The sequence below is a fragment of the Streptomyces sp. NPDC079141 genome (assembly GCF_040686775.1).
Taxonomy (GTDB): Bacteria; Actinomycetota; Actinomycetes; order Streptomycetales; family Streptomycetaceae; genus Streptomyces.
This window is the reverse complement of record NZ_JBFBLP010000026.1, coordinates 77,313-102,122: the sequence shown is the minus strand read 5'-3', so window position 1 is coordinate 102,122 and position 24,810 is coordinate 77,313. Positions and strand designations below refer to the sequence as shown.

Genomic DNA, 24,810 nt, shown 5'->3' with positions numbered 1-24,810 from the left:
TTTCCGATAAGGCGTCAATTGCGACGGGGTGAGCGATCACCCTTTCGTGTGCTTTTCACCAAAGACCTCAAGGGAGTTGGAGAGGGCGCCGACAAAGGATCCGTGAGTACCCTTGCGCACACCATGATGACCGCCGCCCGCGCCGCCGATTCCGGTCTGGCCGGCCCGGGCGAACTCGACCGCTACCCCTACGCAGAGGCCCCTGTGGCCGACCGCGTCGGAGCCCCCTCCTGGGAGGGCGCGGACCCGGAGCTGGGCCGCGTGGGCCGGCGTGCCGCGGGCAGCCGCGGGCGCGGACTGCACGGCCAACTCGTCCAGCAGCTCGGCCAGATGATCGTCTCCGGCGACCTGGGCGCGGACCGTCCGCTGGTGCCCGAGGAGATCGGCCAGCGTTTCGAGGTCTCCCGTACCGTCGTTCGCGAGTCGCTCCGCGTGCTGGAGGCCAAGGGGCTGGTCAGTGCCCGGCCGAATGTCGGCACGCGCGTGCGTCCCGTCAGTGACTGGAACCTCCTCGACCCGGACATCATCGAGTGGCGGGCCTTCGGGCCGCAGCGTGACGACCAGCGCCGCGAGCTGAGCGAGCTGCGCTGGACGATCGAACCCCTCGCCGCGCGGCTCGCCGCCGGGCACGGGCGCGAGGACGTCCAGCAGCGGCTGTCCGACATGGTGGAGATCATGGGCCACGCCATGGGCCAGGGTGACGCGCTCACCTTCTCCCGCGCGGACGCCGAGTTCCACTCCCTGCTCATCCAGGTCGCGGGCAATCGCATGCTGGAGCACCTGTCCGGGATCGTGTCCGCCGCGCTTCAGGTCTCCGGCGGCCCGGTCACGGGCTGTGACCGGCCGAACGAGGCGTCGCTGGCGCACCACGCGCGGATCGTCGACGCCCTCGCCGCCGCGGACGGCGCCGGCGCGGAGGCGGCCATGCGGCAGCTTCTCACCGTCCATCCCGAGGTGGAGCGCGTGGTGCCCGCCCCGCGCGAGCACTGACCGCGCACCCGCGGGCGGCGCGGTCGTGGGATGCCTCCCCCCTCCTGTGGCATCGCTCGGCCGGCGAGCCGCCTCCCGACGGACCCCGCAGGATCCCGGGTGATCCTGCGGGGTCCGACGGTGCGACGAGGCGGTGACAACACCCGCTCTGCCTCGGGCGTAGGCCTTGACTGACCTCCTCTGCCCGTGTCTGACCGTTTTTGAGCGCTTACGGGGTGTGACTCGGGACACGCAGATTGGGCGTAACGCTCATGGAAACAACGCGATGACCTAAGAGGTGACAGCCGCGGAGGGAATACGGACGCCATACAAGGCGCTGTGCATCTTCCCGGCCCCCGCCCGCGCCGTCGGCCCATCCCCAAGGCCGGTGGTCGGCTCCTGTCCGCCTTGGACGGGGCCGGAAGCCGTTTTCCAACGTTCCGAGAGGTTGTTCGTGTCGGCCAGCACATCCCGTACGCTCCCGCCGGAGATCGCCGAGTCCGTCTCTGTCATGGCGCTCATTGAGCGGGGAAAGGCTGAGGGGCAGATCGCCGGCGATGACGTGCGTCGGGCCTTCGAAGCTGACCAGATTCCGGCCACTCAGTGGAAGAACGTACTGCGCAGCCTCAACCAGATCCTCGAGGAAGAGGGTGTGACGCTGATGGTCAGTGCCGCGGAGCCCAAGCGCACCCGAAAGAGCGTCGCAGCGAAGAGTCCGGCCAAGCGCACCGCCACCAAGACGGTTGCGGCGAAGACGGTGACCACCAGGAAGGCCACCGCCACCGCCACGCCGGCGGCGCCTGCCGCCGACGCCGCCGCTGTCGAGGACGAGGCGCCCGCGAAGAAGGCCGCCGCCAAGAAGACGACCGCCAAGAAGGCGGCCACGAAGAAGACCGTCGCCAAGAAGACCGCGGCGAAGAAGACCACCGCCAAGAAGGACGACGCCGAGGTTCTTGAGGACGAGGTCCTTGAGGACGCCAAGCCCGGCGAGGAGCCCGAGGGCGCCGAGAGCGCCGGCTTCGTGCTCTCCGACGAGGACGAGGACGACGCTCCTGCGCAGCAGGTCGCCGCGGCCGGTGCCACCGCCGACCCGGTCAAGGACTACCTGAAGCAGATCGGCAAGGTCCCCCTGCTCAACGCCGAGCAGGAGGTCGAGCTCGCCAAGCGCATCGAGGCCGGTCTGTTCGCCGAGGACAAGCTGGCCAACGCCGACAAGCTCGCCCCGAAGCTCAAGCGCGAGCTGGAGATCATCGCCGAGGACGGCCGCCGCGCCAAGAACCACCTCCTGGAGGCCAACCTCCGTCTGGTGGTCTCCCTGGCCAAGCGTTACACCGGCCGCGGCATGCTCTTCCTGGACCTCATCCAGGAGGGCAACCTCGGTCTGATCCGCGCGGTCGAGAAGTTCGACTACACCAAGGGCTACAAGTTCTCCACGTACGCCACCTGGTGGATCCGTCAGGCGATCACCCGCGCCATGGCCGACCAGGCCCGCACCATCCGTATCCCGGTGCACATGGTCGAGGTCATCAACAAGCTCGCGCGCGTGCAGCGCCAGATGCTCCAGGACCTGGGCCGCGAGCCCACCCCGGAGGAGCTGGCCAAGGAACTCGACATGACCCCGGAGAAGGTCATCGAGGTCCAGAAGTACGGCCGCGAGCCCATCTCGCTGCACACCCCGCTGGGCGAGGACGGCGACAGCGAGTTCGGTGACCTCATCGAGGACTCCGAGGCCGTCGTCCCGGCCGACGCGGTCAGCTTCACGCTCCTGCAGGAGCAGCTGCACTCCGTCCTGGACACCCTGTCCGAGCGCGAGGCGGGCGTCGTCTCGATGCGGTTCGGTCTCACCGACGGTCAGCCGAAGACCCTCGACGAGATCGGCAAGGTGTACGGCGTGACGCGTGAGCGCATCCGCCAGATCGAGTCCAAGACCATGTCGAAGCTGCGCCACCCGTCGCGTTCCCAGGTGCTGCGCGACTACCTCGACTAGGTCGCCGTCGTACGAGACCGAAGGCCCGGCTCCCCGAGAGGGGGCCGGGCCTTCGTGTGTTCGCGCGCGGGTGCGGCGTGCGGCGCGCTGGATCACTCTGGGTGTCCGATGACCACCCATGAGTGAGGAGCATCCATGCGTCGTCCCTTCGTCCGGCTGCTGGCCGGGCCGCTGGTCCTGGCAGCAGCCATGGCCGCCATACCGCCCGCGTCCGCCGCCTCTGTGGCCAACGACAGTGTCGTCGTCGGCGGCTTCCCGGTGGACGTGTCGGACAGCCCCTGGACGGTGGCGCTGGCCAGTCGTGACCGGTTCGGGGGTATGCGCGCGGGGCAGTTCTGCGGCGGTGCGGCCGTCGGTCCGTCCACCGTGCTCACCGCGGCCCACTGCCTGCGCGAGGACGTCCTGGGGGCGCCGCCGGACCGCATCGCCGATCTCAAGGTCATCGCGGGCCGCACGGACCTCGGCTCGGACGAGGGGCAGGAGATCGCCGTACGCGAGACGTGGGTGAACCCGGAGTACGACGAGGCCACCAATGCCGGGGACTTTGCTGTGCTCATGCTCGCCGAGCCCCTTCCGGAGGGGTCGGTCATCGGGATGGCGCCCCCCGGGGATCCGGCGTACGAGCCGGGGGCGGGCGCCATGGTCTACGGGTGGGGTGATGTCACTGGGGGCGGTGACTACGCGCAAAGTCTGCGGGCGGCACGCGTGCACGTGCTCTCCGACGGGCTGTGCGAGAAGGCGTACCCGGACTCCGGTGGTGATGCGTATCTCGCCGACAGCATGCTGTGCGCCGGAGAGGTGATCGGTGGCAGGGACGCCTGTCAGGGCGACAGCGGAGGGCCGCTGGTCGCCGAGGGGCGGCTGGTCGGGCTCGTGTCCTGGGGGAGTGGCTGCGGACGCGCGGGAAGCCCCGGGGTCTACGCCCGTATCTCCCACATCCTGACGGCCCTGGGCTGGGACGTCCGAGGCGGGCGAGGGTCGCGTGCGGCCTTCTGAGGCAGCCTGAGGGATCGGCGACTACGCGTACGGGCGGCTGCCCCTGAAGATCAGGGGCAGCCGCCCGTACGCCGGCCTATGCCTGGAGCTGGCTCGTCGTGGACGCGAGTGGTCAGCGCTCTTCTTCGGAGGCGGTCGCAGGAGCGGCCGTCAGCCGCTCCGTCTCGTCCTGTATCTCAGCGGCGATCTTCTTGAGTTCCGGCTCGAACTTGCGGCCGTGGTGGGCGCAGAAGAGCAGTTCTCCGCCGCTCAGCAGGACGACGCGCACGTACGCCTGGGCGCCGCAGCGGTCGCAGCGGTCAGCGGCCGTCAGCGGGCTCGCGGGGGTCAGAACAGTAGTCACGTCGCCTCTTCTCTAGCTCGACGAGCTGTCGTACCAGGGTCAACATCCAACCAGCCCCAAAACGTTCCCGCTCGCGGCTTCTCCCAGAGAGAAATTTTTCCGGGGCGGCAGGCTGCTGCCGGTTTGGCGGCGAATGTGCCGTATTGCGTGTCTGTCGTGCTTACGGTTTCGCGCTGTCGGTCATGGTCGGTCCCTCCGGCTGGATTGCCGGTTTGTTCATGAGGACGTGCCCGGAGCCTAAATGGTTCATGCCTGGAAGGGAACGTGATATGTACTTCACCCCATCGAGGGATCGAACATGCATACGACTCTGGACTAGTCTGTGTTCCACACGAGGGTGGCGTTACAACGGCTCTACCAGGCCTCGGTACCCTCTTGGCGGCGACCGAAGCCGTGCCCTTACCCAGAAGGGCCCCACCTGAAATTCAGCGAGGAGCGAACCGCGTGACCGCCGAGACGTCCGTGCCGTCCACAGCTCTGCTGGCAGGAGCAGACCGGGACGGTTCCAACTACACCGCGCGGCACCTGCTCGTCCTTGAGGGGCTAGAGGCCGTACGCAAGCGCCCGGGCATGTACATCGGCTCGACCGACAGCCGGGGCCTGATGCACTGCCTGTGGGAGATCATCGACAACTCCGTCGACGAAGCCCTGGGCGGATACTGCGACCACATCGAGGTGATCCTCCACGACGACGGTTCCGTGGAGGTGCGGGACAACGGCCGGGGCATCCCGGTCGACGTCGAGCCCAAGACGGGACTGTCCGGCGTCGAGGTCGTGATGACCAAGCTGCACGCCGGCGGCAAGTTCGGCGGCGGCTCGTACGCGGCCTCCGGCGGTCTGCACGGCGTCGGTGCCTCCGTGGTGAACGCCCTGTCCGCCCGGCTCGACGTCGAGGTGGACCGCAGCGGCCACACCCACGCCATCAGCTTCCGGCGGGGTGTCCCGGGCGCCTTCACCGCCGCCGGGCCCGACGCCAAGTTCGAGGCCGGCGGACTGCGCAAGGCCAAGCGGATCCCCAAGACCCGCACCGGCACGCGCGTGCGTTACTGGGCCGACCGCCAGATCTTCCTCAAGGACGCCAAGCTCTCCCTGGAGACGCTGCACCAGCGCGCCCGCCAGACCGCGTTCCTCGTGCCCGGCCTGACCATCGTCGTCCGCGACGAGTACGGCCTCGGCGAGGGCGGCAGCAAGGGCGAGGAGTCCTTCCGCTTCGACGGCGGCATCAGCGAGTTCTGCGAGTACCTGGCCACCGACAAGGCCGTCTGCGACGTACTCCGCTTCACCGGCCAGGGCACCTTCAAGGAGACCGTCCCGGTCCTGGACGACCACGGCCAGATGACGCCCACCGAGGTCACCCGTGAACTCGGCGTCGACGTCGCTCTGCGCTGGGGCACCGGCTACGACACCACGCTCAAGTCCTTCGTCAACATCATCGCCACGCCCAAGGGCGGCACCCACGTCGCCGGCTTCGAGCAGGCGGTGGCCAAGACGATGAACGAGGTGCTGCGCGCCAAGAAGCTGCTGCGTGTCGCCGAGGACGACATCGTCAAGGACGACGCCCTGGAGGGCCTCACCGCGGTGGTCACGGTGCGTCTGGCCGAGCCGCAGTTCGAGGGCCAGACCAAGGAGGTCCTCGGCACCTCGGCGGCCCGCCGCATCGTGAACAACGTGATCACCAAGGAACTCAAGGCGTTCCTGACGTCCACGAAGAGGGACGCCGCAGCCCAGGCCCGTGTGGTCATGGAGAAGGCCGTCGCCGCCGCCCGTACGCGCATCGCGGCCCGCCAGCACAAGGACGCGCAGCGCCGGAAGACGGCCCTGGAGTCCTCCTCCCTGCCCGCCAAGCTCGCCGACTGCCGCAGCGACGACGTCGACCGCAGCGAGCTGTTCATCGTCGAGGGAGACTCCGCGCTCGGCACCGCCAAGCTCGCCCGGAACTCCGAGTTCCAGGCGCTGCTGCCGATCCGTGGCAAGATCCTCAACGTTCAGAAGTCGTCCGTCACGGACATGCTGAAGAACGCCGAGTGCGGCGCGATCATCCAGGTCATAGGAGCGGGGTCGGGCCGTACCTTCGACATCGACGCGGCCCGCTACGGCAAGATCATCATGATGACCGACGCCGATGTGGACGGCTCCCACATCCGCTGCCTGCTGCTGACGCTGTTCCAGCGGTACATGCGGCCCATGGTCGAGGCCGGCCGGGTCTTCGCCGCGGTGCCGCCGCTGCACCGGGTCGAGATCGTCCAGCCCAAGAAGGGCCAGGACAAGTACGTCTACACGTACTCGGACCGCGAGCTGCGCGACAAGCTCATGGAGTTCCAGAGCAAGGGCATCCGGTACAAGGACTCGATCCAGCGCTACAAGGGCCTCGGCGAGATGGACGCCGACCAGCTGGCCGAGACGACGATGGACCCGCGCCACCGCACCCTGCGCCGGATCAACCTCTCCGACCTGGAGGCCGCCGAGCAGGTCTTCGACCTGCTGATGGGCAACGACGTGGCGCCGCGCAAGGAGTTCATCTCCAGCTCGGCGGCGACGCTGGACCGCTCGCGCATCGACGCGTAGAGCCTGGGCCGGGGTGGTTGTGGCGCATGGTCGGCCACAACCCACCCCGGCTTTACGCGTATGCGAAGAGTCGCGCGCAGCCTCCTGCGAGACAAATCACCTGATGGGGTGAAGCGCGAGGGGAACAAGAGTCGGGGATCTTCCCGTTCTGTCCATCCTTGGGCATGCACTCAAGCAACGGTCACTCCCGCGCGCGCGAGGGTGGTACCGACAGTTCGGACCCGGTCGAAGCGCCGGGGAGCGTGCGGTACGACGACCCCTGGTACGACGCGCTGGCCTCCGGGTGGGGCGAGTCGGACGGCGCCGGTGCCCCCGCTGCCGCCGCCGTCCCGCAGGCCCGCGCGGAGGGCGAGGACCGGGCCATGGCCGCGGCGGACGTCTATCTGGAGGTCCAGCGCAGCGCGGCCTTCCAGGAAGTGCGCAGCCGGTACCGGAGGTTCGTGATCCCGGCGGTTGTCGGCTTTCTCGCGTGGTATGTCGGCTACGTCGTGACCGCCACGACCGCTCCGGGGTTGATGGCCCGGCCCGTGGTCGGCGCCGTGAATGTGGCTATGTTCGCCGGACTCGGCCAGTTCCTCACCACCTTCGTGCTCACCTGGGCCTACGCCCGGCACGCGCGGCTGCGCAGGGACCGGGCCGCGCTCGAACTGCGCTGGGACACCCAGGAGCTGACGCGGGGCGTGAGGGGCGGCATGTCGTGACGGACGATCACCAGACCCTGGCGCTGGTCCTGTTCAGCGCGTTCGTTGCCGTCACCCTGGCGATCACGACGTGGGTGAGCCGCCACCGGCACGGCTCGGCCGAGGAGTTCTACGCGGGCGGCCGTCTCTTCTCGCCGATGGAGAATGGTTTTGCCATCGCCGGCGACTACATGTCGGCCGCTTCCTTCCTCGGCATCTCCGGACTCATCGCCCTCTATGGCTACGACGGGCTGCTGTACTCGGTGGGCTTCCTCGTGGCGTGGCTCGTGGTGCTGTTCCTGGTCGCCGAACTGGTCCGCAACTGCGGGCGGTTCACCCTCGCCGACGTGGTCGCGGCGCGGATGAGCGAACGGCCGGTGCGGATCGCGGCGGGAACTTCCTCGGTCACCGTGTCCGTTCTGTATCTGGTGGCGCAGATGGTGGGTGCGGGCAGTCTGGTGGCGCTGCTGCTCGGCGGCCAGGGCGAGGCGGCGCAGGCCTGGACCGTCATCGGCGTCGGCGCGCTCATGGTGATCTACGTGTCGTTGGGAGGGATGCGGGCCACTACATGGATTCAGATCGTCAAGGCGGTCCTGCTGCTCGGCGGCACCATCGCGCTGACCGTGCTCGTCCTGCTGCGGTTCCACGGCGACTTCGACCAGCTCCTGCTCTCGGCTGCCGAGCGCAGCGGTCACGGCGATTCGTTCCTGGCACCGGGGCTGAAGTACGGCGGTGACTGGACCGCCCGCTTCGACTTCATCAGCCTGGGACTGGCGCTGGTGCTGGGCACGGCCGGGCTGCCGCACATCCTGTCCCGGTTCTACACCGTGCCCACCGCGCGGGCGGCCCGGCGTTCGGTGGTGTGGTCGATCGGGCTGATCGGCGGCTTCTACCTGATGACGATCGTCCTCGGCTTCGGCGCGGCGGCGATCGTGGGACCGGAGGCGGTGCGCGGGTCGAACGCCGCGGGGAACACGGCCGTACCGCTGCTGGCCCTCGACCTGGGCGGCGGCGCCGACTCCACGGGAGGAACGGTTCTGTTCGCGATCGTGGCCGCCGTCGCCTTCGCCACGATCCTCGCCGTCGTCGCCGGAATCACGCTCGCCTCCTCGGCGTCCGTCGCCCACGACCTGTACGCGTCACTGCGGCGCCGACGGGCCAAGCCGCGCAGCGAGGTCGCCGTGGCGCGCGTCGCGGCGGTCGGTATCGGCGTGGTCGCGATCGCGCTCGGCCTGCTGGCCCGCGACCTCAACGTCGCCTTCCTGGTGGGCCTCGCCTTCGCCGTCGCCGCCTCCGCGAATCTGCCGGTGCTGCTCTACTCCCTGTTCTGGCGGGGCTTCACCACCCGAGGCGCCGTGTGGGCGGTCTACGGCGGCCTGGTCCCGGCCGTGGTGCTCGTGCTGCTGTCGCCGGTGGTGTCGGGCAGCCCCGAATCCCTGTTCCCGGGCGTCGACTTCCAGTACTTCCCGCTGCAGAACCCCGGCCTCGTTTCGATCCCGCTGGGCTTCGTCGCCGGCTGGCTCGGCACGGTCACCTCGGCGGAGATCCCGGACGAGGCCAAGCACGCGGAGACCGAAGTGCGGTCACTGACGGGAGCGGGAGCGGCGTAACGCGCGCGTGCTTTCAAAGAGACGCGTGTTCCCGGAGACAACGGCGCGTCCCGTGCGTATGTAGGTGGGGTACGGCTGTTTCCCCGCCCCCACCCGGCCGTGCCCTCAGGCGCGGGTCGCCCACACGTAACGGTGTTCCGGGCGGCCCGCGTCCCCGTACTTGAGGGTCAGTCGCGCCCGTCCCGTGCGTTCCAGGAGCTTCAGATAGCGCTGGGCGGTCTGGCGGCTCACACCGGTCCGCTCGGCGATCTCCTGGGCCGACAGCGGGCCTTCGGCGTTGATCAGGGAACGGCGCACCAGCTCCGCCGTGGTGGGGGAGTGCCCCTTGGGCAGGTCGGGCTCCGACGACGCGGACAGGGCACCGAAGATGCGGTCCACCTCGGCCTGTTCCGCCTCGCCGCCGCCGTCGAGGGTGCGCCGCAGGTCCGCGTACGCCTCCAGCTTGGCGCGCAGACCCGCGAAGGCGAACGGCTTGACCAGGTACTGCAGGGCACCGTGCCGCATCGCCTCCTGCACGGTCGAGACATCACGGGCGGCCGTCACCATGATCACGTCGGTCCGGTGGCCGCGCCGCCGCATCTCCCGCACGACCGACAGACCCGTGTCGTCGGGCAGGTAGTGGTCCATGAGGACCAGGTCCACCCGCGGCAGCTCCTCGACCCGGCGCAGTGCCTCCGCCGCGCTGTGCGCCTCGCCGGCCACATGGAAGCCCGGCACCTTCTCGACGTAGGCGGCATTGACCCGGGCGACCCGCAGGTCGTCGTCCACGACCAGGACCTCGATCATCGCGACTCCTCTTCGGCAGTGGTCTCGGGGGCCGGCGGCCCGGCCAGGGCCGGTTCGAGGTCCGGCTCGGCCAGCGCCTCGGGCAGGACGACGGTGAACTCCGCGCCTCCTCCGTCGGCCTCGCCGACGCAGGCGCTGCCACCTTGCCGTTCGGCGAGCCTGCGCACCAGGGACAGGCCTATCCCACGCTCGCGGTGCGCCGGCCGTTCCTTCGTGGTCCAGCCGTCGGCGAAGATCAATTCGCGTTGCTCGGCCGGGATTCCCGGACCGGTGTCGCGCACGGTGAGGGCGACCGTGCGCCCCTCCGCCCGCAATTCGACCTCCACGCGCGCGTGCGGTGTCCCCGCGACCGCGTCGAGGGCGTTGTCCACCAGGTTGCCGACGATCGTGACGATGCCCCGGGGATCGATCAGCCGGTCCGGCAGCCGGGTCCGGTCCGACACGACCAGGGCGACGCCGCGCTCCGCGGCGACGGTCGCCTTGCCGACCAGCAGAGCCGCGAGCAGCGGATCCCGGATCCTCTCCGTGATCTCTTCCGCTGTGGCCCTGTGGTCGCCCACCACCTCTCCGACGAAGTCCATGGCGTCGTCGTACATCTCCAGCTCCAGCAGGCCGAGGAGCGTGTGCATACGGTTGGCGTGCTCGTGGTCTTGGGCGCGCAGGGCGTCGATCAGACCGCGCGTGGAGTCGAGCTCCCGGCCGAGCTGCTCCAGCTCCGTGCGGTCGCGCAGGGTGGCGACGGCGCCGCCGTCGTCGGTGGGCATCCGGTTGGCGACCAGGACTCGCTGGCCGCGCACGGTGAGCAGGTCGGTGCCGGTCACCCGGCCGGCCAGGACATCGGTCGTACGGCCCTCGCCGAGCGCCTCGTCCAGCGACCGGCCGACGGCCTCGTCACCGATGCCCAGCAGGCGCCGCGCCTCGTCGTTGAGGAGGCGGACCCGGCCGGCCCGGTCCAGGGCGACCACGCCCTCACGGATGCCGTGGAGCATCGCCTCGCGCTCCGCGAGCAGCGCCGAGATGTCGGAGAAGGCCAGGTCACGGGTCTGCCGCTGGACCCGCCGGGAGATGAACCAGGCGGCCAGCGCGCCGACGGCCAGCGCACCGCCGGCGTACGCCAGCAGCCCCGGGATCGCATGGATCAGGCGGGCCCGCACACTGTCGTAGGCGATGCCGACCGAGACCGCGCCGACGATGTCGCCGTCGCCGTCGCGCAGGGGCACCTTGCCGCGGGCGGTGCGGCCCAGGGTGCCGTCGTCGATCTCCATGACCTCATGGCCGGCCAGCGCCTGCCCGGGGTCGGTCGACACCGTCCGGCCGACTTCTGCCGGGGTGGGATGCGACCAGCGCACGCCTCGAACGTCCATCACGACGACGTACTCGGCCCTGGTGGCCTCGCGGATCCGCTCCGCCTCCCGCTGGACGGGCCCGTCGGCGCTCGCGGGGGTGTTCACGACGCCTTCGGCGAGCTGCGGCTCGACAGCGGTGGTCTGGGCGATCGCGAGCGCCCGGCGCATGGCCTGGTCGTCCAGCTGGTCGCTGAGCGGCGCGAGGAACAGACCGGTCGCGAGCACCGCAACTCCCGCGGCGATTGCCACCTGCATCAGCAGCACCTGCGAGAACATCCGCCGCGGCAGGCCGAGGCGCAGGCGGCGCGCGAGGGGAGTGGGGCTCATACCCATGACGGTACGTGGGACTGCGGGAACCGCCGTAGAGGGTGTGGCCCGGATCTCTTGACCAGCGACCTTGATCTCTTGATCAATATCGCTTGATCAATGGTGGACGGAGCTTGCCGGGCAGGTGTCCGGTCAGCTCGCCAGCGCCGTCGCCGTGACGAGCTCGCGCACCGCCACCACCTCCATGCGGGCCGGGGAGCCCAGCACCGAGGTCCCGCAGCTCTCCGCGCGGGGCGGCAGCGAGGCCCCCTGGGCGACACCGACGCGCCAGAGACGGCCGTCGGTGTGCGCGACGGTCACCTCCCAGCGCGGTGCCGCGCCCTCCGTGCGGACGACGCTCAACGCCTCCGCCGCGTACTCGCCCGCAGCCGTGCGCACGGCCAGCTCGGCGGCCTGGCCGGGCCGCTCCCAGGCGGAGTTGCCGCGGCACTGGTCGACGACGATCCGGCCCAGCTGAACGTTGTGCAGGATCTCCTTGACCGTGTGGGCCTCTGCCCTGCCGTAGGCGTATCCGTACGGCAGGACGAGCAGCGTGGGGGAGAAGCGGTGACCACCCAGATGGGTGACCTCCCAGACGCCCTCCACGCCGGAAGCGGCGAGCTCGGCGGCCAGGGGGCGACCGAGAAGGGCGCAGCAGCGGTCCCGCTTGCCGTTGGTGCAGACGAGCGCGAGCGGGTCGCCCGTGTGCGGCCCGGCCTGAAGTGCCGAGTCGAACGTGCCGTGGTCGCCCTTGCCGAGCGCCGCGAAGTCGAGATCGAGCAGTCGGCGCGGATCGGATGTCGTGGCACTGCGCAACCACACATTGCCCGGCGTGGTGTGGGCCGCGTACACCTGGCGCGCGGCGGACGTACGGCAGTCGGCGTGCCGCCCGGGACGGCGGATCAACGCGATGCGCACGCCCGTGCCCTTCGCGGCCGCTTCCAGGGCACGGCCCAGCGCGGGGTCCAGGTGGCTCGAAGTGAGCGCCTTGGCACCCCACGGACCGGGCTGTTCCAGCAGTAGCCAGGTCCTCGCGGTGGCCGCGGTTCCCGAAATGGGCTCGTCGAGGTCCCGGGAGACGCTTGAGCACATACTCACGAAGGTGAGCCTAACCTGAATTGCTTCAGGGTGACTTCCGGTCGCGCTTGTGTCCTACTCCGGCAGCGGTTGCGGCGGCCTCGGACCCACATAGTGCCCGCTGGGGCGCATCCGCAGCGGGCGCTCCCCGTACTCCTCCAGCGTGTGGGCGATCCAGCCCGCCGTCCGGGCGACGGCGAAGATCGTCTCGCCCGCCGTCGCGGGCATGCCGCAGGACACGGTCAGCACGGCGAGTGCCAGGTCGACGTTGGCGTGCAGCGGGGTGTGGCGAGCGGTGGTGACGACGACGTCACGGGCCGCGGCCAGGGCGGGTGCGGCGCGGGGAATCTCCTCCAGCATCCCGAACAGGACCCGCGCGCGTGGGTCCTCACCGGGGTAGAGCCGGTGGCCGAGTCCGGGGATACGACGGCCGGCGCGCAGTTCGTCGGCGATCACCGGGGCCGCGTCGCCGAGGTCCAGGACGTCCAGCAGCAGCCGGTGGGCGAGCCCGCTGGCGGCGCCGTGCAGCGGGCCTTCGAGGACGCCCAGGCCCGCCGAGACGGCCGCGTAGGCGTGTGCCCGGGCGGAGGCGGCGACGCGCACCGCGAGCGTGGAGGCGGCCAGGTCGTGGTCCACGAGCAGGGCGAGCGCCGTGTCCAGGGTGCGCAGGGACGCCTCGTCGGGTTCGAGACCGCTGAGGCGGGCCCACAGGCGATGGGCCAGCGGACCCTCGTCGCGATGGGCGTGCCGCTTCGGCGGGAGGGCGGCGACGAGGGTGGGGATGAGGCTGCGCGCGGTGCCCAGGACGGCGTCCTCGGACAGGTCGAAGCGCAGGGGGTCGGCGGTCGCCGCGGCGACCGCGGCGACCCTCAACCGGTCGGTGGGACCTGCGTGTTCGGGCAGGGCGTCAACGGCCCGGCGGGCGACGGCGACCGTGGCCTCCGGCGCGGTGAAGGCGATGCCGGGGCGCAACTGCCCGGTCCACAGCCACTCGGCGACCTCTTCGTAGGAGTGGCGGACGGCGAGTTCGGCCGCGTCCACGCCCCGGAAGTAGTACCGGTCCGTGTCGATGAACGTGATCCGGGTGCGCATGACCGGCTCGCCGCCGGACGTCGAACCGCCGCTGCCCTCACGCCTGTTGCGCCGGGCGAGCGCCTCGACCTCCTTCGCGTCGAAGGTGCTGCCCCGGCCGCTGGGCACCCGTTGGCTGCTGAGCTGGCCGCGGCTGACGTACGCGTACACGGTTTCGGGCTTCACGCCCAGCAGCTCGGCGGCTTCCTTGGTGGTCAGCCGCCGCGCCGCGTGGCCGGGGGCAGGCTCTTGATCGCGCATGGGGCTCACCGTATCCGGACGAGGACACATTGATTGCGATGCATTGATTCAATCAATATTGACAAGGATTCAGTCAAGCATGGACAGTCGAATCAAGTCCAGGGAGGAATCCATGTCCGTCAACCGGTCGTCCACCACTCTCATCGAAGCGCCGCGCGGTCTTGCCGGCGTCGTCGTCACCGACACCGCGATCGGTGACGTCCGAGGGCGCGAAGGCTTCTACCACTACCGCCAGTACTCGGCCGTCGAGCTCGCGCAGACGCGCAGTTTCGAGGACGTCTGGCATCTGCTGGTCCACGGCGAACTGCCGGACGCCGAACGCGCCTCCGCCTTCGCCGCCGAGACCGCCGCGCTGCGGCGGCTGCCCGACGAGGTGCGGTCGGTCCTGCCGGCGATCGCGGCGGCGAGTGGATCCGCCGACGCCGGCGGATCCGGCCCCCTGGCCGGCATGCGCACCGCGCTCTCCCTGCTCGGCGCGGCCAAGGGCTTCCGTCCGGTGTACGACATCGACGCGGACGAGCGCCGACGGGACGCGGTCGTCGCGGCGGCGGCCGTGCCGACGCTGCTGACCGCGCTGTACCGGCTGAGCGTGGGGCTGGACCCGGTCGAGCCGCGTGAGGATCTGTCGTTCGCGGCGAACTACCTGTACATGTTGACGGGTTCGGAGCCGGATCCGGTGCGTGCCCGGGCGGTCGAGCAATACTTGATCTCAACCATTGACCATGGCTTCAATGCGTCAACCTTCACCGCGCGCGTCATCGCCTCCACAGGGGCGGACGTGGCGGCCTGTCTTGCGGGCGCGGTGGGTGCGTTGTCCGGGCCCCTGCACGGCGGTGCACCCAGCCGGGCGCTGGACACCCTGGATGCGATCGGCACCCCCGACCGCATCGACCCCTGGATCCGCGACCGAGTCCTCGCCGGCGACCGCATCATGGGCTTCGGCCACGCCGTCTACCGCACGGAGGACCCCCGCTCCCGGATGCTCCGCGAGGTCGCCCAGGGCTTCGGCGGCCCGCGCGTGGACTTCGCCGTGGAGGTGGAGCGCCAGGTCGAAGCGATCCTGGCGGAGCTCAAGCCGGGCCGCGAACTCCACACCAACGTCGAGTTCTACGCGGGCGTGGTCATGGAACTCTGCGGACTGCCGCGCGAGATGTTCACTCCGACGTTCGCGGCGGCGCGGGTAGTGGGGTGGAGCGCCAACATCCTGGAACAGGCCGAGGACTCGAAGATCATTCGGCCGGTGGCGCGGTATGTGGGGCCGGGGGCGCCGGTGGCGGTGCCGACGGTGGTGTGACCGCGCGCCGCGTTGTCCCGGGTGCTCAGCCCTGGCCCCGGAGGCCACGAGCCCGAACCGGGCTCTACGAGGAAGGTAATGGGCATCGCGGTCGCGTCGCAGTCCTCGTGGAGCACTGCGTAAAAAACGGGCTCGGCACCAACGGTGGCGCCGAGCCGGAGGCCGCACAAGTGCCGAGGCCGCTCCTTGAGGGGTGCGGCCCCGACGCCGTCATGCGTCAGGAATGTCGGCCTTGGCCCTGACGAGAGTTTCCCGGGTGATCACCACGATGCGTTCGTAGTCGGCCCGGGCCGCATCGGAGGGGAGGTGGGAGTCGAGTGAGTCGGTCGCGTCCGTGCCGATGATGGCGAAATTCCCGTCGGCCAATTCGAAAATATCCGGGCAAGTTGCACCGGTCGCGCTGCCTCGTTCTCGCGGAGACGCCCCGAGGCGACGGACGATCTGACTCACTGTTGATTTCCCTACGGTCTCAAGGCACTGGCGCCTGCGCACGACTGCAGCGCGGCGCGCGAGTGCATCCCTGTAGGGCTGGGCCTCGACCACCGAGCGGCGTGGAGCGACGAATCCTTGGCGGTCAACTCCTCGCGCGGTCGCGCAGCAGTCAACCTCTTCCTGTCTCGATGAACGCCTCGTTTTATGCATCCGTTATCGCCCGTTGGCGTGATGTCTACCGACGGGCGCGCTGGTGAAGTTCGCTCAAGGGGTGTGAAAGGGGGGGGCGGGGTTCGCACGTCCCGCCAAGGTGGGCGCCGGCCTATTGGCTCGGCGGTTCTCCGACCACCCACCACTCCTCGGTGTCCGCCTCTTCCAGCTGGCGCAGGAGATTGTCGACCAGCAGTCCGATTTCAGCCTCCTCGGAGTTCGGGATGCTGGCGCGATGCTTCTGTGTCGCGTACCAGTATTCGCGCACGATCGGGTTCTGGAACATCCCGCGGGCGAGGCCGAAGAACTCTTCGCGGCTTATGTTCCCAATGCGGTAGTAGAGGAGCAGATTCGTGTAAAGGGCGTTCGCGAACAGGTACTGCCGACGCTGCTTGGGGGAGAGGGGGTCCTCGTAGAGGTCCAGGACCTCGGCGAGATCGGGATCGTCGATCGCCTTGCTCAGTAGTTCCCAGTGCTGGCGCTGTTGAGTGGCCAGGTTGGTGTGCTGCTGGCTGTGCGTGTGCTGTTCCAGGTACTCCAGGCGCATGCGCAGCGACTCAAGCGTGTGACGCTGAGCGGCCATGGTGGCGAGGGTGCCGACGATCGCGCCGAGCCCGGCCGCCGCAGCGGAACCCAGCCCGCGTATCCCAAAGTTCTGTGTGGCCATGTCAACCCCCGAATCAGGCGGCCGTCCGCCGGTCGTCGGGGTGCGGGTCGACTGAAGGGGACCGGCGAGCGGTGGGCGGCGCTTGCCGTCTCCCAGGGTGCCGAGCGGCTCTGATCGGCAGGGAGGCGGAGAGGAGGCGCACGGAGGGAAGCGAGGGTCGCACAGTCCGGCGCCATGACCAACGTCTGCCCCGCAAGTGCTGCTAACAATCGTTCACTTCGCGCGGTTTCTTCCGGCTCGTATCCTGGGGCGGCATTCAGTCTTCGTACACGCGCCGGAATCGAGAGCCGGTGCGTGCAGAGGTGTGAGAGAGGTCGCTCGTTGGACCAGAGCCGCAGTTCGCAGCAGATCCCGGTCGTCGTACTCGCCGGCTTCCTCGGCTCCGGCAAGACCACGCTCCTCAACCACCTCCTCCACCGCAGCGGAGGGAGCCGTATCGGAGCCCTCGTCAACGACTTCGGCGCCATTGAGATCGACGCGATGGCCGTGGCGGGCGCGCTCGGCGACTCCACCGTGTCCCTCGGGAACGGCTGCCTGTGCTGTGCCGTCGACGCCAGTGAGCTCGACGTCTATCTGGAACGGCTCGCCGCGCCTTCCGCCGGCATGGACGTCATCGTCATCGAGGCCAGTGGGCTCGCCGAGCCCCAGGAGCTGGTGCGCATGCTGCTGGCCAGCGAGCTTCCCGGCATTGTCTACGGCGGGCTCGTCGAGGTCGTCGACGCCGCCGAGTTCGACGACACCCGTGCCAAGCATCCCGAGATCGACCGGCACCTCGCCCTCGCCGATCTCGTCGTCGTCAACAAGCTCGACCGGGCGGCGGACGGCGGGCGGATTCTGGAAAGCGTCCGTGGCCTCACCGACCGTGCCGCCGTCGTCCCCGCCACCTACGGCCGTATCGACCCCGAATTCCTCTTCGACTGCCGGCCCAGCGAGGAGCGCATCGGGCAGCTGTCCTTCGACGACCTGCACGAACACCAAGGCGACGACCACGACGAGCATCACGGCCATCTGCACGCCGCCTACGACAGCCTCTCCTTCAGTTCCGAAGTCCCTCTCGACCCGCGCCGTCTGATGGCCTTCCTCGACAGCCGCCCCGAAGGGCTGTACCGGGTCAAGGGCTACGTCGACTTCGGCCCGCACGACACCGCGAACCGCTACGCCGTGCACGCCGTCGGCCGGTTCCTGCGCTTCTACCCGCAGCCCTGGCCGGCAGCCGCCGACGCCCGCCTCACGCAGCTCGTGCTCATCGGCTCCGGCATCGACACGCCCGCCCTCGGCAAGGAGCTGGAGGCGTGCAAGCGCGACGCCCCACACGCCGACGAACACGACATGTGGGGCGTTCTGCGTTATGTGCAGGGCTCGGAGGACGAGCCCTCAGAGCCCTCAGAGCCCGCCGACTCCCCCGAGCCCTCAGAACCCTCCGAGTCCCCCGAGGCCTTCGACCTCGCTTAGACCGGCCCCGCCACCACCGACACCGTCTTAGCCAGCGACACACCCGAGCCGTCCCGCCGCGGGTCCATCTCCGGCAGTTCCGCCGGCGTTCCGTTCTTCTGCGCGGCCCGTGCCGGGGTCGCGCCCGCCCAGGCCAGGGACAGGCAGTCCTCGCCCTTCAGGAACCGCTGGCAGCGGACGCCGCCGGTGGCGCGGCCCTTGCGCGGGTACTGGTCGAACGGGGTCAGCTTGGCCGTCGTCTGGACGGAGTCGTCGAGCGTGCCGCGCGAGCCCGCGACGGTGAAGACGACGGCGTCGGCCGCCGGGTCCACCGCCGTGAAGGAGATGACCTTGGCGCCCTCGGTGAGCTTGATACCCGCCATGCCGCCCGCCGGTCGGCCCTGCGGACGGACCTGGGAGGCCTGGTAGCGCAGCAGCTGAGCGTCGTCCGTGATGAAGACCAGGTCCTCCTCGCCGGTGCGCAGTTCGACCGCGCCGACGATCCGGTCACCCTCCTTGAGGGTGATGACCTCCAACTCGTCCTTGTTGGACGGATAGTCGGGCACCACCCGCTTGACCACACCCTGCTCGGTGCCGATCGCCAGACCCGGCGACGACTCGTCGAGCGTGGCCAGGCAGACCACCGTCTCGTCGTCCTCCAAGGAGACGAACTCCGCCAGCGGAGCACCGCCCGACAGGTTCGGCGCCGCGGCCGTGTCCGGGAGCTGCGGGAGGTCGACGACGTTGATCCGCAGCAGACGTCCTTCGGACGTCACCGCGCCCACCTCGCCCCGGGCCGTGGCCGGCACCGCAGAGACGATCACGTCGTGCTTGGTGCGCTTGGCGTCGGCGTCCTCCGGGAACGGCTCGCCGTTCGCCGTACGCGCCAGCAGACCCGTCGAGGACAGCAGGACCCGGCACGGGTCGTCGGCCACCTGGAGCGGAACGGCGGCGGCCGTGGCGCCCGCCGACTCCAGCAGGACCGTACGCCGCTCGGTGCCGAACTTCTTGGCCACCGCGGCCAGTTCGGCGGAGACCAGCTTGCGCAGCTCGGCGTCCGACTCCAGGATCCGGGTCAGCTCCGCGATCTCCTCGTTGAGCCGCTCCTTCTCCGCCTCCAGCTCGATGCGGTCGTACTTGGTCAGGCGGCGCAGCGGGGTGTCGAGGATGTACTGCGTCTGGATCTCCGACAGGGAGAAGCGCTCCATCAGGCGCTCCTTCGCCTGGGCGCTGTTCTCGCTGGAGCGGATCAGCCGGATGACCTCGTCGATGTCGACGAGGGCGGTGAGTAGGCCCTCCACCAGGTGCAGGCGGTCGCGTCGCTTGGTGCGGCGGAACTCGCTGCGCCGCCGCACGACCTCGAAGCGGTGGTCGAGGTAGACCTCCAGGAGCTCCTTGAGGCCCAGGGTCAGCGGCTGGCCGTCGACCAGCGCGACGTTGTTGATGCCGAAGGACTCCTCCATGGGAGTCAGCTTGTACAGCTGCTCCAGCACCGCCTCCGGCACGAAGCCGTTCTTGATCTCGATGACCAGGCGCAGGCCGTGCTCGCGGTCGGTGAGGTCCTTGACGTCGGCGATGCCCTGGAGCCGCTTCGAACCGACCAGGTCCTTGATCTTGGCGATCACCTTCTCCGGGCCGACCGTGAAGGGCAGCTCGGTGATGACCAGACCCTTGCGGCGCGCCGTCACGGTCTCCACCGACACCGTGGCGCGGATCTTGAACGTGCCGCGGCCCGTCTCGTAGGCGTCCCGGATGCCGGAGAGGCCCACGATCCGGCCGCCGGTGGGCAGATCGGGGCCGGGGACGTGCCGCATCAGGGCGTCGAGATCGGCGTTCGGGTGGCGGATCAGATGGCGGGCGGCCGCGACGACCTCGCCCAGGTTGTGCGGCGGCATGTTGGTGGCCATGCCGACCGCGATGCCGGAGGAGCCGTTGACCAGGAGGTTCGGGAAGGCGGCGGGCAGCGCCACCGGCTCCCGCTCCTGGCCGTCGTAGTTGGGTACGAAGTCGACCGTGTCCTCGTCGATCGACTCGGTCATCAGGCTCGTCGCGGCGGCCTGCCGGCACTCGGTGTACCGCATGGCGGCCGGCGGGTCGTCGTTGCCCAGCGAGCCGAAGTTGCCGTGGCCGTCGACCAGGGGGACGCGCATGGAGAAGGGCTGGGCCATGCGCACCAGGGCGTCGTAGATCGACGCGTCGCCGTGCGGGTGCAACTTACCCATGACCTCGCCGACCACGCGCGCGCACTTCACATAGCCGCGCTCGGGCCGCAGGCCCATCTCGTTCATCTGGTAGACGATGCGCCGGTGCACCGGCTTGAGGCCGTCGCGGGCGTCCGGCAGGGCGCGGGAGTAGATGACCGAGTACGCGTACTCAAGGAAGGAGCCCTGCATCTCGTCGACGACGTCGATGTCGAGGATCCGCTCCTCGAACGAGTCGTCGGGCGGCGGGGTCTTCGTGCTGCGGCGGGCCATCGCTGCCTGGGCTCCTTCTTATCTTCGCGCTCACCTACGGGGCGCCCATGTCGGTGCTCTAGCTGAAGCGTGAACTGGGTCTGACGCGGACCATTGTGGACCGTGGCACTGACAACCCGGACCAGGACCCGACGTAGGCCGTCCGGCCCGGCGCGGTGAGGCGCCTCCCCTGACGGTTGCCCGCAGGCTACGCGATCCGCTGTCGGCGTCCGCCCTCGGCATACGCAGCCCGGGAACTTCGCCGAGGCTGTGCACGCTTGCATACAGTGGCAGGACCGGCAGCAAAACCGCGGTTTCAACGACCGCGTCCGCGATCGAAGGGACGTACATGCCCATGGGTCACACGGCCACAGCCCAGGCAGGCTCCGGCGGCCTGACAGCGACCGAGCACCGCCTGGCCAACGGCCTGCGCGTGGTGCTCTCCGAGGACCACCTGACCCCGGTCGCCGCGGTGTGCCTCTGGTACGACGTCGGCTCGCGCCACGAGGTCAAGGGACGTACCGGCCTGGCTCACCTTTTCGAGCACCTGATGTTCCAGGGCTCCGCCCAGGTGAAGGGCAACGGCCACTTCGAGCTCGTGCAGGGCGCCGGCGGCTCGCTCAACGGCACCACCAGCTTCGAGCGCACGAACTACTTCGAGACCATGCCCACCCACCAGCTGGAGCTCGCCCTCTGGCTGGAGGCCGACCGCATGGGCTCGCTGCTCGCCGCCCTCGACGACGAGTCGATGGAGAACCAGCGGGACGTCGTGAAGAACGAGCGCCGCCAGCGCTACGACAACGTCCCCTACGGCACGGCCTTCGAGAAGCTGACGGCGCTCGCCTACCCGGAGGGCCACCCCTACCACCACACGCCGATCGGCTCGATGGCCGACCTGGACGCGGCGACGCTGGAGGACGCGCGCGCGTTCTTCCGTACGTACTACGCGCCGAACAACGCCGTGCTGTCGGTCGTCGGGGACATCGACCCGGAGCAGACCCTCGCCTGGATCGAGAAGTACTTCGGCTCCATCGCCTCGCACGACGGCAAGCAGCCGCCGCGCGACGGCACCCTGCCGGAGATCATCGGTGAGCAGCTGCGCGAGGTCGTCGAGGAGGAGGTCCCCGCGCGCGCGTTGATGGCCGCCTACCGGCTGCCGCACGACGGCACGCGCGCGTGCGACGCGGCCGACCTGGCACTGACCGTCCTGGGCGGCGGCGAGTCCTCCCGCCTCTACAACCGCCTCGTGCGGCGCGACCGTACGGCCGTCGCCGCCGGGTTCGGCCTGCTGCGGCTGTCCGGAGCGCCCTCCCTGGGCTGGCTCGACGTGAAGACCTCCGGTGACGTCGAGGTCCCGGTCATCGAGGCCGCCATCGACGAGGAGCTCGCCCGGTTCGCCGAGGAGGGCCCCACGGCCGAGGAAATGGAGCGCGCCCAGGCCCAGTTGGAGCGCGAGTGGCTGGACCGGCTCGGCACGGTCGCGGGCCGCGCCGACGAACTGTGCCGCTACGCCGTCCTGTTCGGCGACCCGCAGCTCGCCCTCAGCGCCGTCCAGCGCGTGCTGGAGGTGACGGCCGAGGAGGTCCAGGAGGTCGCCAAGGCCCGCCTGCGCCCCGACAACCGCGCGGTGCTCGTCTACGAGCCGACCGTCCCCACCGAGACGGTCGCGGACGCGCAGGACGAGGACGTGGAGTCCCAGGCCACCGTGGAAGCAAGCGACGAGAACGAGGAGACGGCCAAGTGACCGAGCTCGCCACGATGGAATTCCACCCCCAGCCGCAGGCGGGCGAGGCCAGGCCGTGGGCCTTCCCGGCCCCCACGCGCGGGACCCTCGACAACGGCCTGACGGTCCTGCGCTGCCACCGCCCCGGCCAGCAGGTCGTAGCCGTCGAGGTGATCCTGGACGCCCCCCTGGACGCCGAGCCGGCCGGCCTCGACGGTGTCGCGACGATCATGGCGCGCGCCTTCTCCGAGGGCACCGACAAGCACACCGCCGAGGAGTTCGCCGCCGAGCTGGAGCGGTGCGGCGCCACTCTCGACGCGCACGCCGACCACCCGGGCGTACGGCTCTCCCTGGAAGTGCCGGTCTCCCGGCTGCCCAAGGCGCTCGGTCTGCTCGCCGACGCGCTCAGGGCGCCCGCGTTCGCCGACAGCGAGGTCGAGCGGCTGGTCCGCAACCGCCTCGACGAGATCCCGCACGAGCTGGCCAACCCCTCCCGGCGCGCGGCGAAGGAGCTCTCCAAGGAGCTGTTCCCGGTGACCGCGCGCATGTCGCGCCCGCGCCAGGGCACCGAGGAGACGGTCGCCGGCATCGACTCCGCGGCCGTCCGTGCCTTCTACGAGAAGCACGTACGCCCCGCCACGGCCACCGCGGTGGTCGTCGGCGACCTGACCGGCACTGACCTCGACGCGCTCCTCGGTGACACCCTCGGCGCCTGGACCGGCTCCCGGGCCGAGCCGCGGCCGGTGCCCCCGGTCACCGCCGACGACACCGGACGGGTCGTCATCGTGGACCGGCCCGGCGCCGTCCAGACGCAGTTGCTGATCGGCCGCGTCGGCCCCGACCGGCACGACCTGGTGTGGCCCGCGCAGGTGCTCGGCACGTACTGCCTCGGCGGCACCCTCACCTCCCGCCTGGACCGGGTCCTGCGCGAGGAAAAGGGCTACACCTACGGTGTGCGGGCCTTCGCGCAGGTGATGCGCTCGGCCCCGGACGGCTCGGGCGCGGCGATGCTCGCCATCAGCGGCTCCGTCGACACCCCCAACACCGGCCCCGCCCTTGAGGACCTGTGGACGGTGCTGCGCACGCTCGCCGCAGGGGGGCTCACCGACGCCGAGCGCGATGTCGCCGTGCAGAACCTCGTCGGGGTGGCGCCGCTGAAGTACGAGACGGCCGCGGCCGTGGCGAGCACGCTGGCCGACCAGGTCGAGCAGCACCTGCCCGACGACTACCAGGCCACGCTGTACCGCAGGCTCGCCGTGACCGGCACCGTGGAGGCCACCGCGGCCGTCGTGAGCGCGTTCCCGGTGGACCGTCTGGTCACGGTCCTCGTCGGCGACGCGGCGGCGATCAAGGAGCCGGTGGAGGCCCTCGGCATCGGTGAAGTGACCGTGGTGTCCGCGGAATAGAGGCACGCGCGCGCAGGGGCCCTGGTGACTGATGTGTCACCAGGGCCCCTTAATGTCCGAATTGAGTGAGAGGTTGCCTGTCTGACCTGTGGCATGCGCTACAAAAGCCGTGATCCGTTTGGGGATTGAAAGTTGTCCCCTTTAGCGTCATCCGGGCTGTCCGTCCGAGCAGTGCGCCGCGTCCGCGGCACCGGACAGTCATCGCCGAGTCCCCGTACGGCGCGAGCCAGGGGAGCCGGGGACCCATCGCAGTCCCTGGGGTGAATCGGACGCCCGCGCGTGTCGCGAGGGGGTCCGTAGGAGACCTTCCTGCTCCGAACCCGTCAGCTAACCCGGTAGGCGAGAGGGAAGGAAAGGATCAGCCACTACATGGCGTTCACGCGCGCCACCGGGAAGCACCGTCGTCCCAGCAGGATGCAGCGCACCACCGCCCGTGCGGCGGGCGTCGCGGCACTCACCACCACCGGCGTCATCGGCACCCTCGCCGCCCCGGCGCTCGCCGCGGAAGCCACCGCCGAGCAGACCGGCCTCACCCCGGTGATCACCATCGGCGACTCGATCGCCGACAAGATCGACGCCCAGGCCGCCGCCCAGCAGCAGGCCGCCGACGAGGCGGAGCAGCGCAAGAAGGCCGAGGAGGCCGCGCGCAAGAAGGCCGCCGAGGCGGCCAAGGAGGCCCGCGAGGCCAAGGAGCGCGCCGCGCGCGAGGCCGAGCGCAAGCGCCTCAACACCTTCGTCACCCCGATCGCCGGCTCCTACGTCTCCACCAGCTACAAGGCCGGCGGTGCCGTCTGGTCCTCCGGCAGCCACACCGGCGTCGACTTCCACGCCTCCAGCGGCACCTCCGTCCGCTCGGTCGGCATGGGCACCGTCGTCGAGGCCGGCTGGGGCGGGGCGTACGGCAACCAGATCGTGATCAAGATGAACGACGGCACGTACACCCAGTACGGCCACCTGTCGTCCATCGGCGTCTCGGTCGGTCAGACCGTCACCCCGGGCCAGCAGATAGGCCTGTCCGGCGCGACCGGCAACGTCACCGGACCGCACCTGCACTTCGAGGCCCGTACGACGGCGGAGTACGGCTCCGACATCGACCCCGTCGCCTACCTCCGCTCGCACGGCGTGAACGTCTGACGACAGGCAGCTCCACCTCCTGAAGCCCCGGCTCCCCGAGTCGGGGCTTTCGTCGTTTCTGCG

Annotated in this window: 19 protein-coding genes and 1 riboswitch; of the genes, 11 read left to right on the top strand and 8 right to left on the bottom strand. The window is 70.2% G+C overall.

All coding sequences use genetic code 11. From position 1 onward, the window contains the following. The first annotated feature begins 102 nt into the window (after positions 1-102). From AB0Q90_RS40220 to AB0Q90_RS40210, 3 genes are all read left to right on the top strand, one after another. Positions 103-990 (top strand): FCD domain-containing protein, encoded by an 888-nt coding sequence (locus AB0Q90_RS40220; RefSeq protein WP_363165023.1) that lies wholly within the window; start codon positions 103-105, stop codon positions 988-990. A 433-nt stretch (positions 991-1,423) separates the two neighbouring features. After that, the gene (locus AB0Q90_RS40215) at positions 1,424-2,956 is read left to right on the top strand and encodes an RNA polymerase sigma factor (RefSeq protein ID WP_363165022.1); all 1,533 of its coding nucleotides are present in this window, start codon (positions 1,424-1,426) and stop codon (positions 2,954-2,956) included. A gap of 135 nt (positions 2,957-3,091) precedes the next feature. After that, on the top strand, positions 3,092-3,952 hold the full coding sequence (locus AB0Q90_RS40210; protein ID WP_363165021.1) for a serine protease: 861 nt from the start codon (positions 3,092-3,094) through the stop codon (positions 3,950-3,952). Between the two features lie 112 nt (positions 3,953-4,064). Here the strand turns inward: AB0Q90_RS40210 and AB0Q90_RS40205 are convergent, their stop codons facing one another. After that, the gene (locus tag AB0Q90_RS40205) at positions 4,065-4,295 is read right to left on the bottom strand and encodes a hypothetical protein (protein WP_363165020.1); all 231 of its coding nucleotides are present in this window, start codon (positions 4,293-4,295) and stop codon (positions 4,065-4,067) included. A 444-nt stretch (positions 4,296-4,739) separates the two neighbouring features. Between AB0Q90_RS40205 and AB0Q90_RS40200 the strand changes: the two genes are divergently transcribed. From AB0Q90_RS40200 to AB0Q90_RS40190, 3 genes are all read left to right on the top strand, one after another. Next, complete coding sequence (locus tag AB0Q90_RS40200; RefSeq protein ID WP_363165019.1) at positions 4,740-6,860, top strand: DNA topoisomerase IV subunit B; 2,121 nt, start codon at positions 4,740-4,742, stop codon at positions 6,858-6,860. Between the two features lie 164 nt (positions 6,861-7,024). Further along, positions 7,025-7,561 carry a DUF485 domain-containing protein gene (locus tag AB0Q90_RS40195; RefSeq protein WP_363165018.1) on the top strand — a complete coding sequence of 179 codons (537 nt, stop codon included), beginning with the start codon at positions 7,025-7,027 and terminating at the stop codon, positions 7,559-7,561. After that, a complete protein-coding gene (locus tag AB0Q90_RS40190) occupies positions 7,558-9,150 on the top strand; it encodes a cation acetate symporter (protein ID WP_363165017.1) in 1,593 nt (530 codons plus the stop codon). The genes AB0Q90_RS40195 and AB0Q90_RS40190 overlap by 4 nt, the downstream gene beginning before the upstream one ends. Positions 9,151-9,255: 105 nt before the next feature. On the opposite strand, the gene AB0Q90_RS40185 is transcribed toward AB0Q90_RS40190, so the two are convergent. From AB0Q90_RS40185 to AB0Q90_RS40170, 4 genes are all read right to left on the bottom strand, one after another. Further along, on the bottom strand, positions 9,256-9,936 hold the full coding sequence (locus AB0Q90_RS40185) for a response regulator (protein ID WP_363165016.1): 681 nt from the start codon (positions 9,934-9,936) through the stop codon (positions 9,256-9,258). Beyond that, positions 9,933-11,615: a sensor histidine kinase gene (locus tag AB0Q90_RS40180; protein ID WP_363165015.1), complete on the bottom strand. Its 1,683-nt coding sequence runs from the start codon at positions 11,613-11,615 to the stop codon at positions 9,933-9,935. The genes AB0Q90_RS40185 and AB0Q90_RS40180 overlap by 4 nt, the downstream gene beginning before the upstream one ends. 126 nt (positions 11,616-11,741) lie before the next feature. Further along, the gene (locus AB0Q90_RS40175) at positions 11,742-12,686 is read right to left on the bottom strand and encodes a sucrase ferredoxin (protein ID WP_363165014.1); all 945 of its coding nucleotides are present in this window, start codon (positions 12,684-12,686) and stop codon (positions 11,742-11,744) included. A 54-nt stretch (positions 12,687-12,740) separates the two neighbouring features. Beyond that, positions 12,741-13,997: a citrate synthase gene (locus AB0Q90_RS40170; RefSeq protein ID WP_363165013.1), complete on the bottom strand. Its 1,257-nt coding sequence runs from the start codon at positions 13,995-13,997 to the stop codon at positions 12,741-12,743. Between the two features lie 112 nt (positions 13,998-14,109). Here AB0Q90_RS40170 and AB0Q90_RS40165 point away from each other — a divergent pair, with 112 nt between their 5' ends. Further along, positions 14,110-15,291 (top strand): citrate synthase/methylcitrate synthase, encoded by a 1,182-nt coding sequence (locus AB0Q90_RS40165; RefSeq protein WP_363165030.1) that lies wholly within the window; start codon positions 14,110-14,112, stop codon positions 15,289-15,291. A 210-nt stretch (positions 15,292-15,501) separates the two neighbouring features. On the opposite strand, the gene AB0Q90_RS40160 is transcribed toward AB0Q90_RS40165, so the two are convergent. Together AB0Q90_RS40160 and AB0Q90_RS40155 are read right to left on the bottom strand one after the other, a co-directional pair. Next, entirely contained in the window at positions 15,502-15,741 is a 240-nt protein-coding gene (locus AB0Q90_RS40160) for a hypothetical protein (protein ID WP_363165012.1), read from the bottom strand. Between the two features lie 304 nt (positions 15,742-16,045). Next, a complete protein-coding gene (locus AB0Q90_RS40155) occupies positions 16,046-16,600 on the bottom strand; it encodes a DUF6082 family protein (RefSeq protein WP_363165011.1) in 555 nt (184 codons plus the stop codon). 321 nt (positions 16,601-16,921) lie between these two features. Between AB0Q90_RS40155 and AB0Q90_RS40150 the strand changes: the two genes are divergently transcribed. Next, the gene (locus tag AB0Q90_RS40150) at positions 16,922-18,052 is read left to right on the top strand and encodes a GTP-binding protein (protein WP_363165010.1); all 1,131 of its coding nucleotides are present in this window, start codon (positions 16,922-16,924) and stop codon (positions 18,050-18,052) included. Here the strand turns inward: AB0Q90_RS40150 and AB0Q90_RS40145 are convergent. Next, positions 18,049-20,505, bottom strand: coding sequence for a DNA topoisomerase IV subunit A (locus AB0Q90_RS40145; RefSeq protein WP_363165009.1), 2,457 nt, complete (start codon positions 20,503-20,505; stop codon positions 18,049-18,051). The genes AB0Q90_RS40150 and AB0Q90_RS40145 overlap by 4 nt on opposite strands. A 328-nt stretch (positions 20,506-20,833) precedes the next feature. On the opposite strand from AB0Q90_RS40145, the gene AB0Q90_RS40140 reads away from it, so the two are divergent. The 3 genes from AB0Q90_RS40140 (at position 20,834) to AB0Q90_RS40130 (ending at position 24,747) form a co-directional block, all read left to right on the top strand. Continuing rightward, positions 20,834-22,228: a pitrilysin family protein gene (locus AB0Q90_RS40140; RefSeq protein WP_363165008.1), complete on the top strand. Its 1,395-nt coding sequence runs from the start codon at positions 20,834-20,836 to the stop codon at positions 22,226-22,228. Then, on the top strand, positions 22,225-23,613 hold the full coding sequence (locus tag AB0Q90_RS40135; protein ID WP_363165007.1) for a pitrilysin family protein: 1,389 nt from the start codon (positions 22,225-22,227) through the stop codon (positions 23,611-23,613). The genes AB0Q90_RS40140 and AB0Q90_RS40135 overlap by 4 nt, the downstream gene beginning before the upstream one ends. Positions 23,614-23,805: 192 nt before the next feature. After that, a riboswitch (cyclic di-AMP (ydaO/yuaA leader) is annotated at positions 23,806-23,970 on the top strand. 12 nt (positions 23,971-23,982) lie between these two features. Beyond that, complete coding sequence (locus tag AB0Q90_RS40130; RefSeq protein WP_363165006.1) at positions 23,983-24,747, top strand: M23 family metallopeptidase; 765 nt, start codon at positions 23,983-23,985, stop codon at positions 24,745-24,747. The last annotated feature ends 63 nt before the right edge of the window (positions 24,748-24,810 follow it).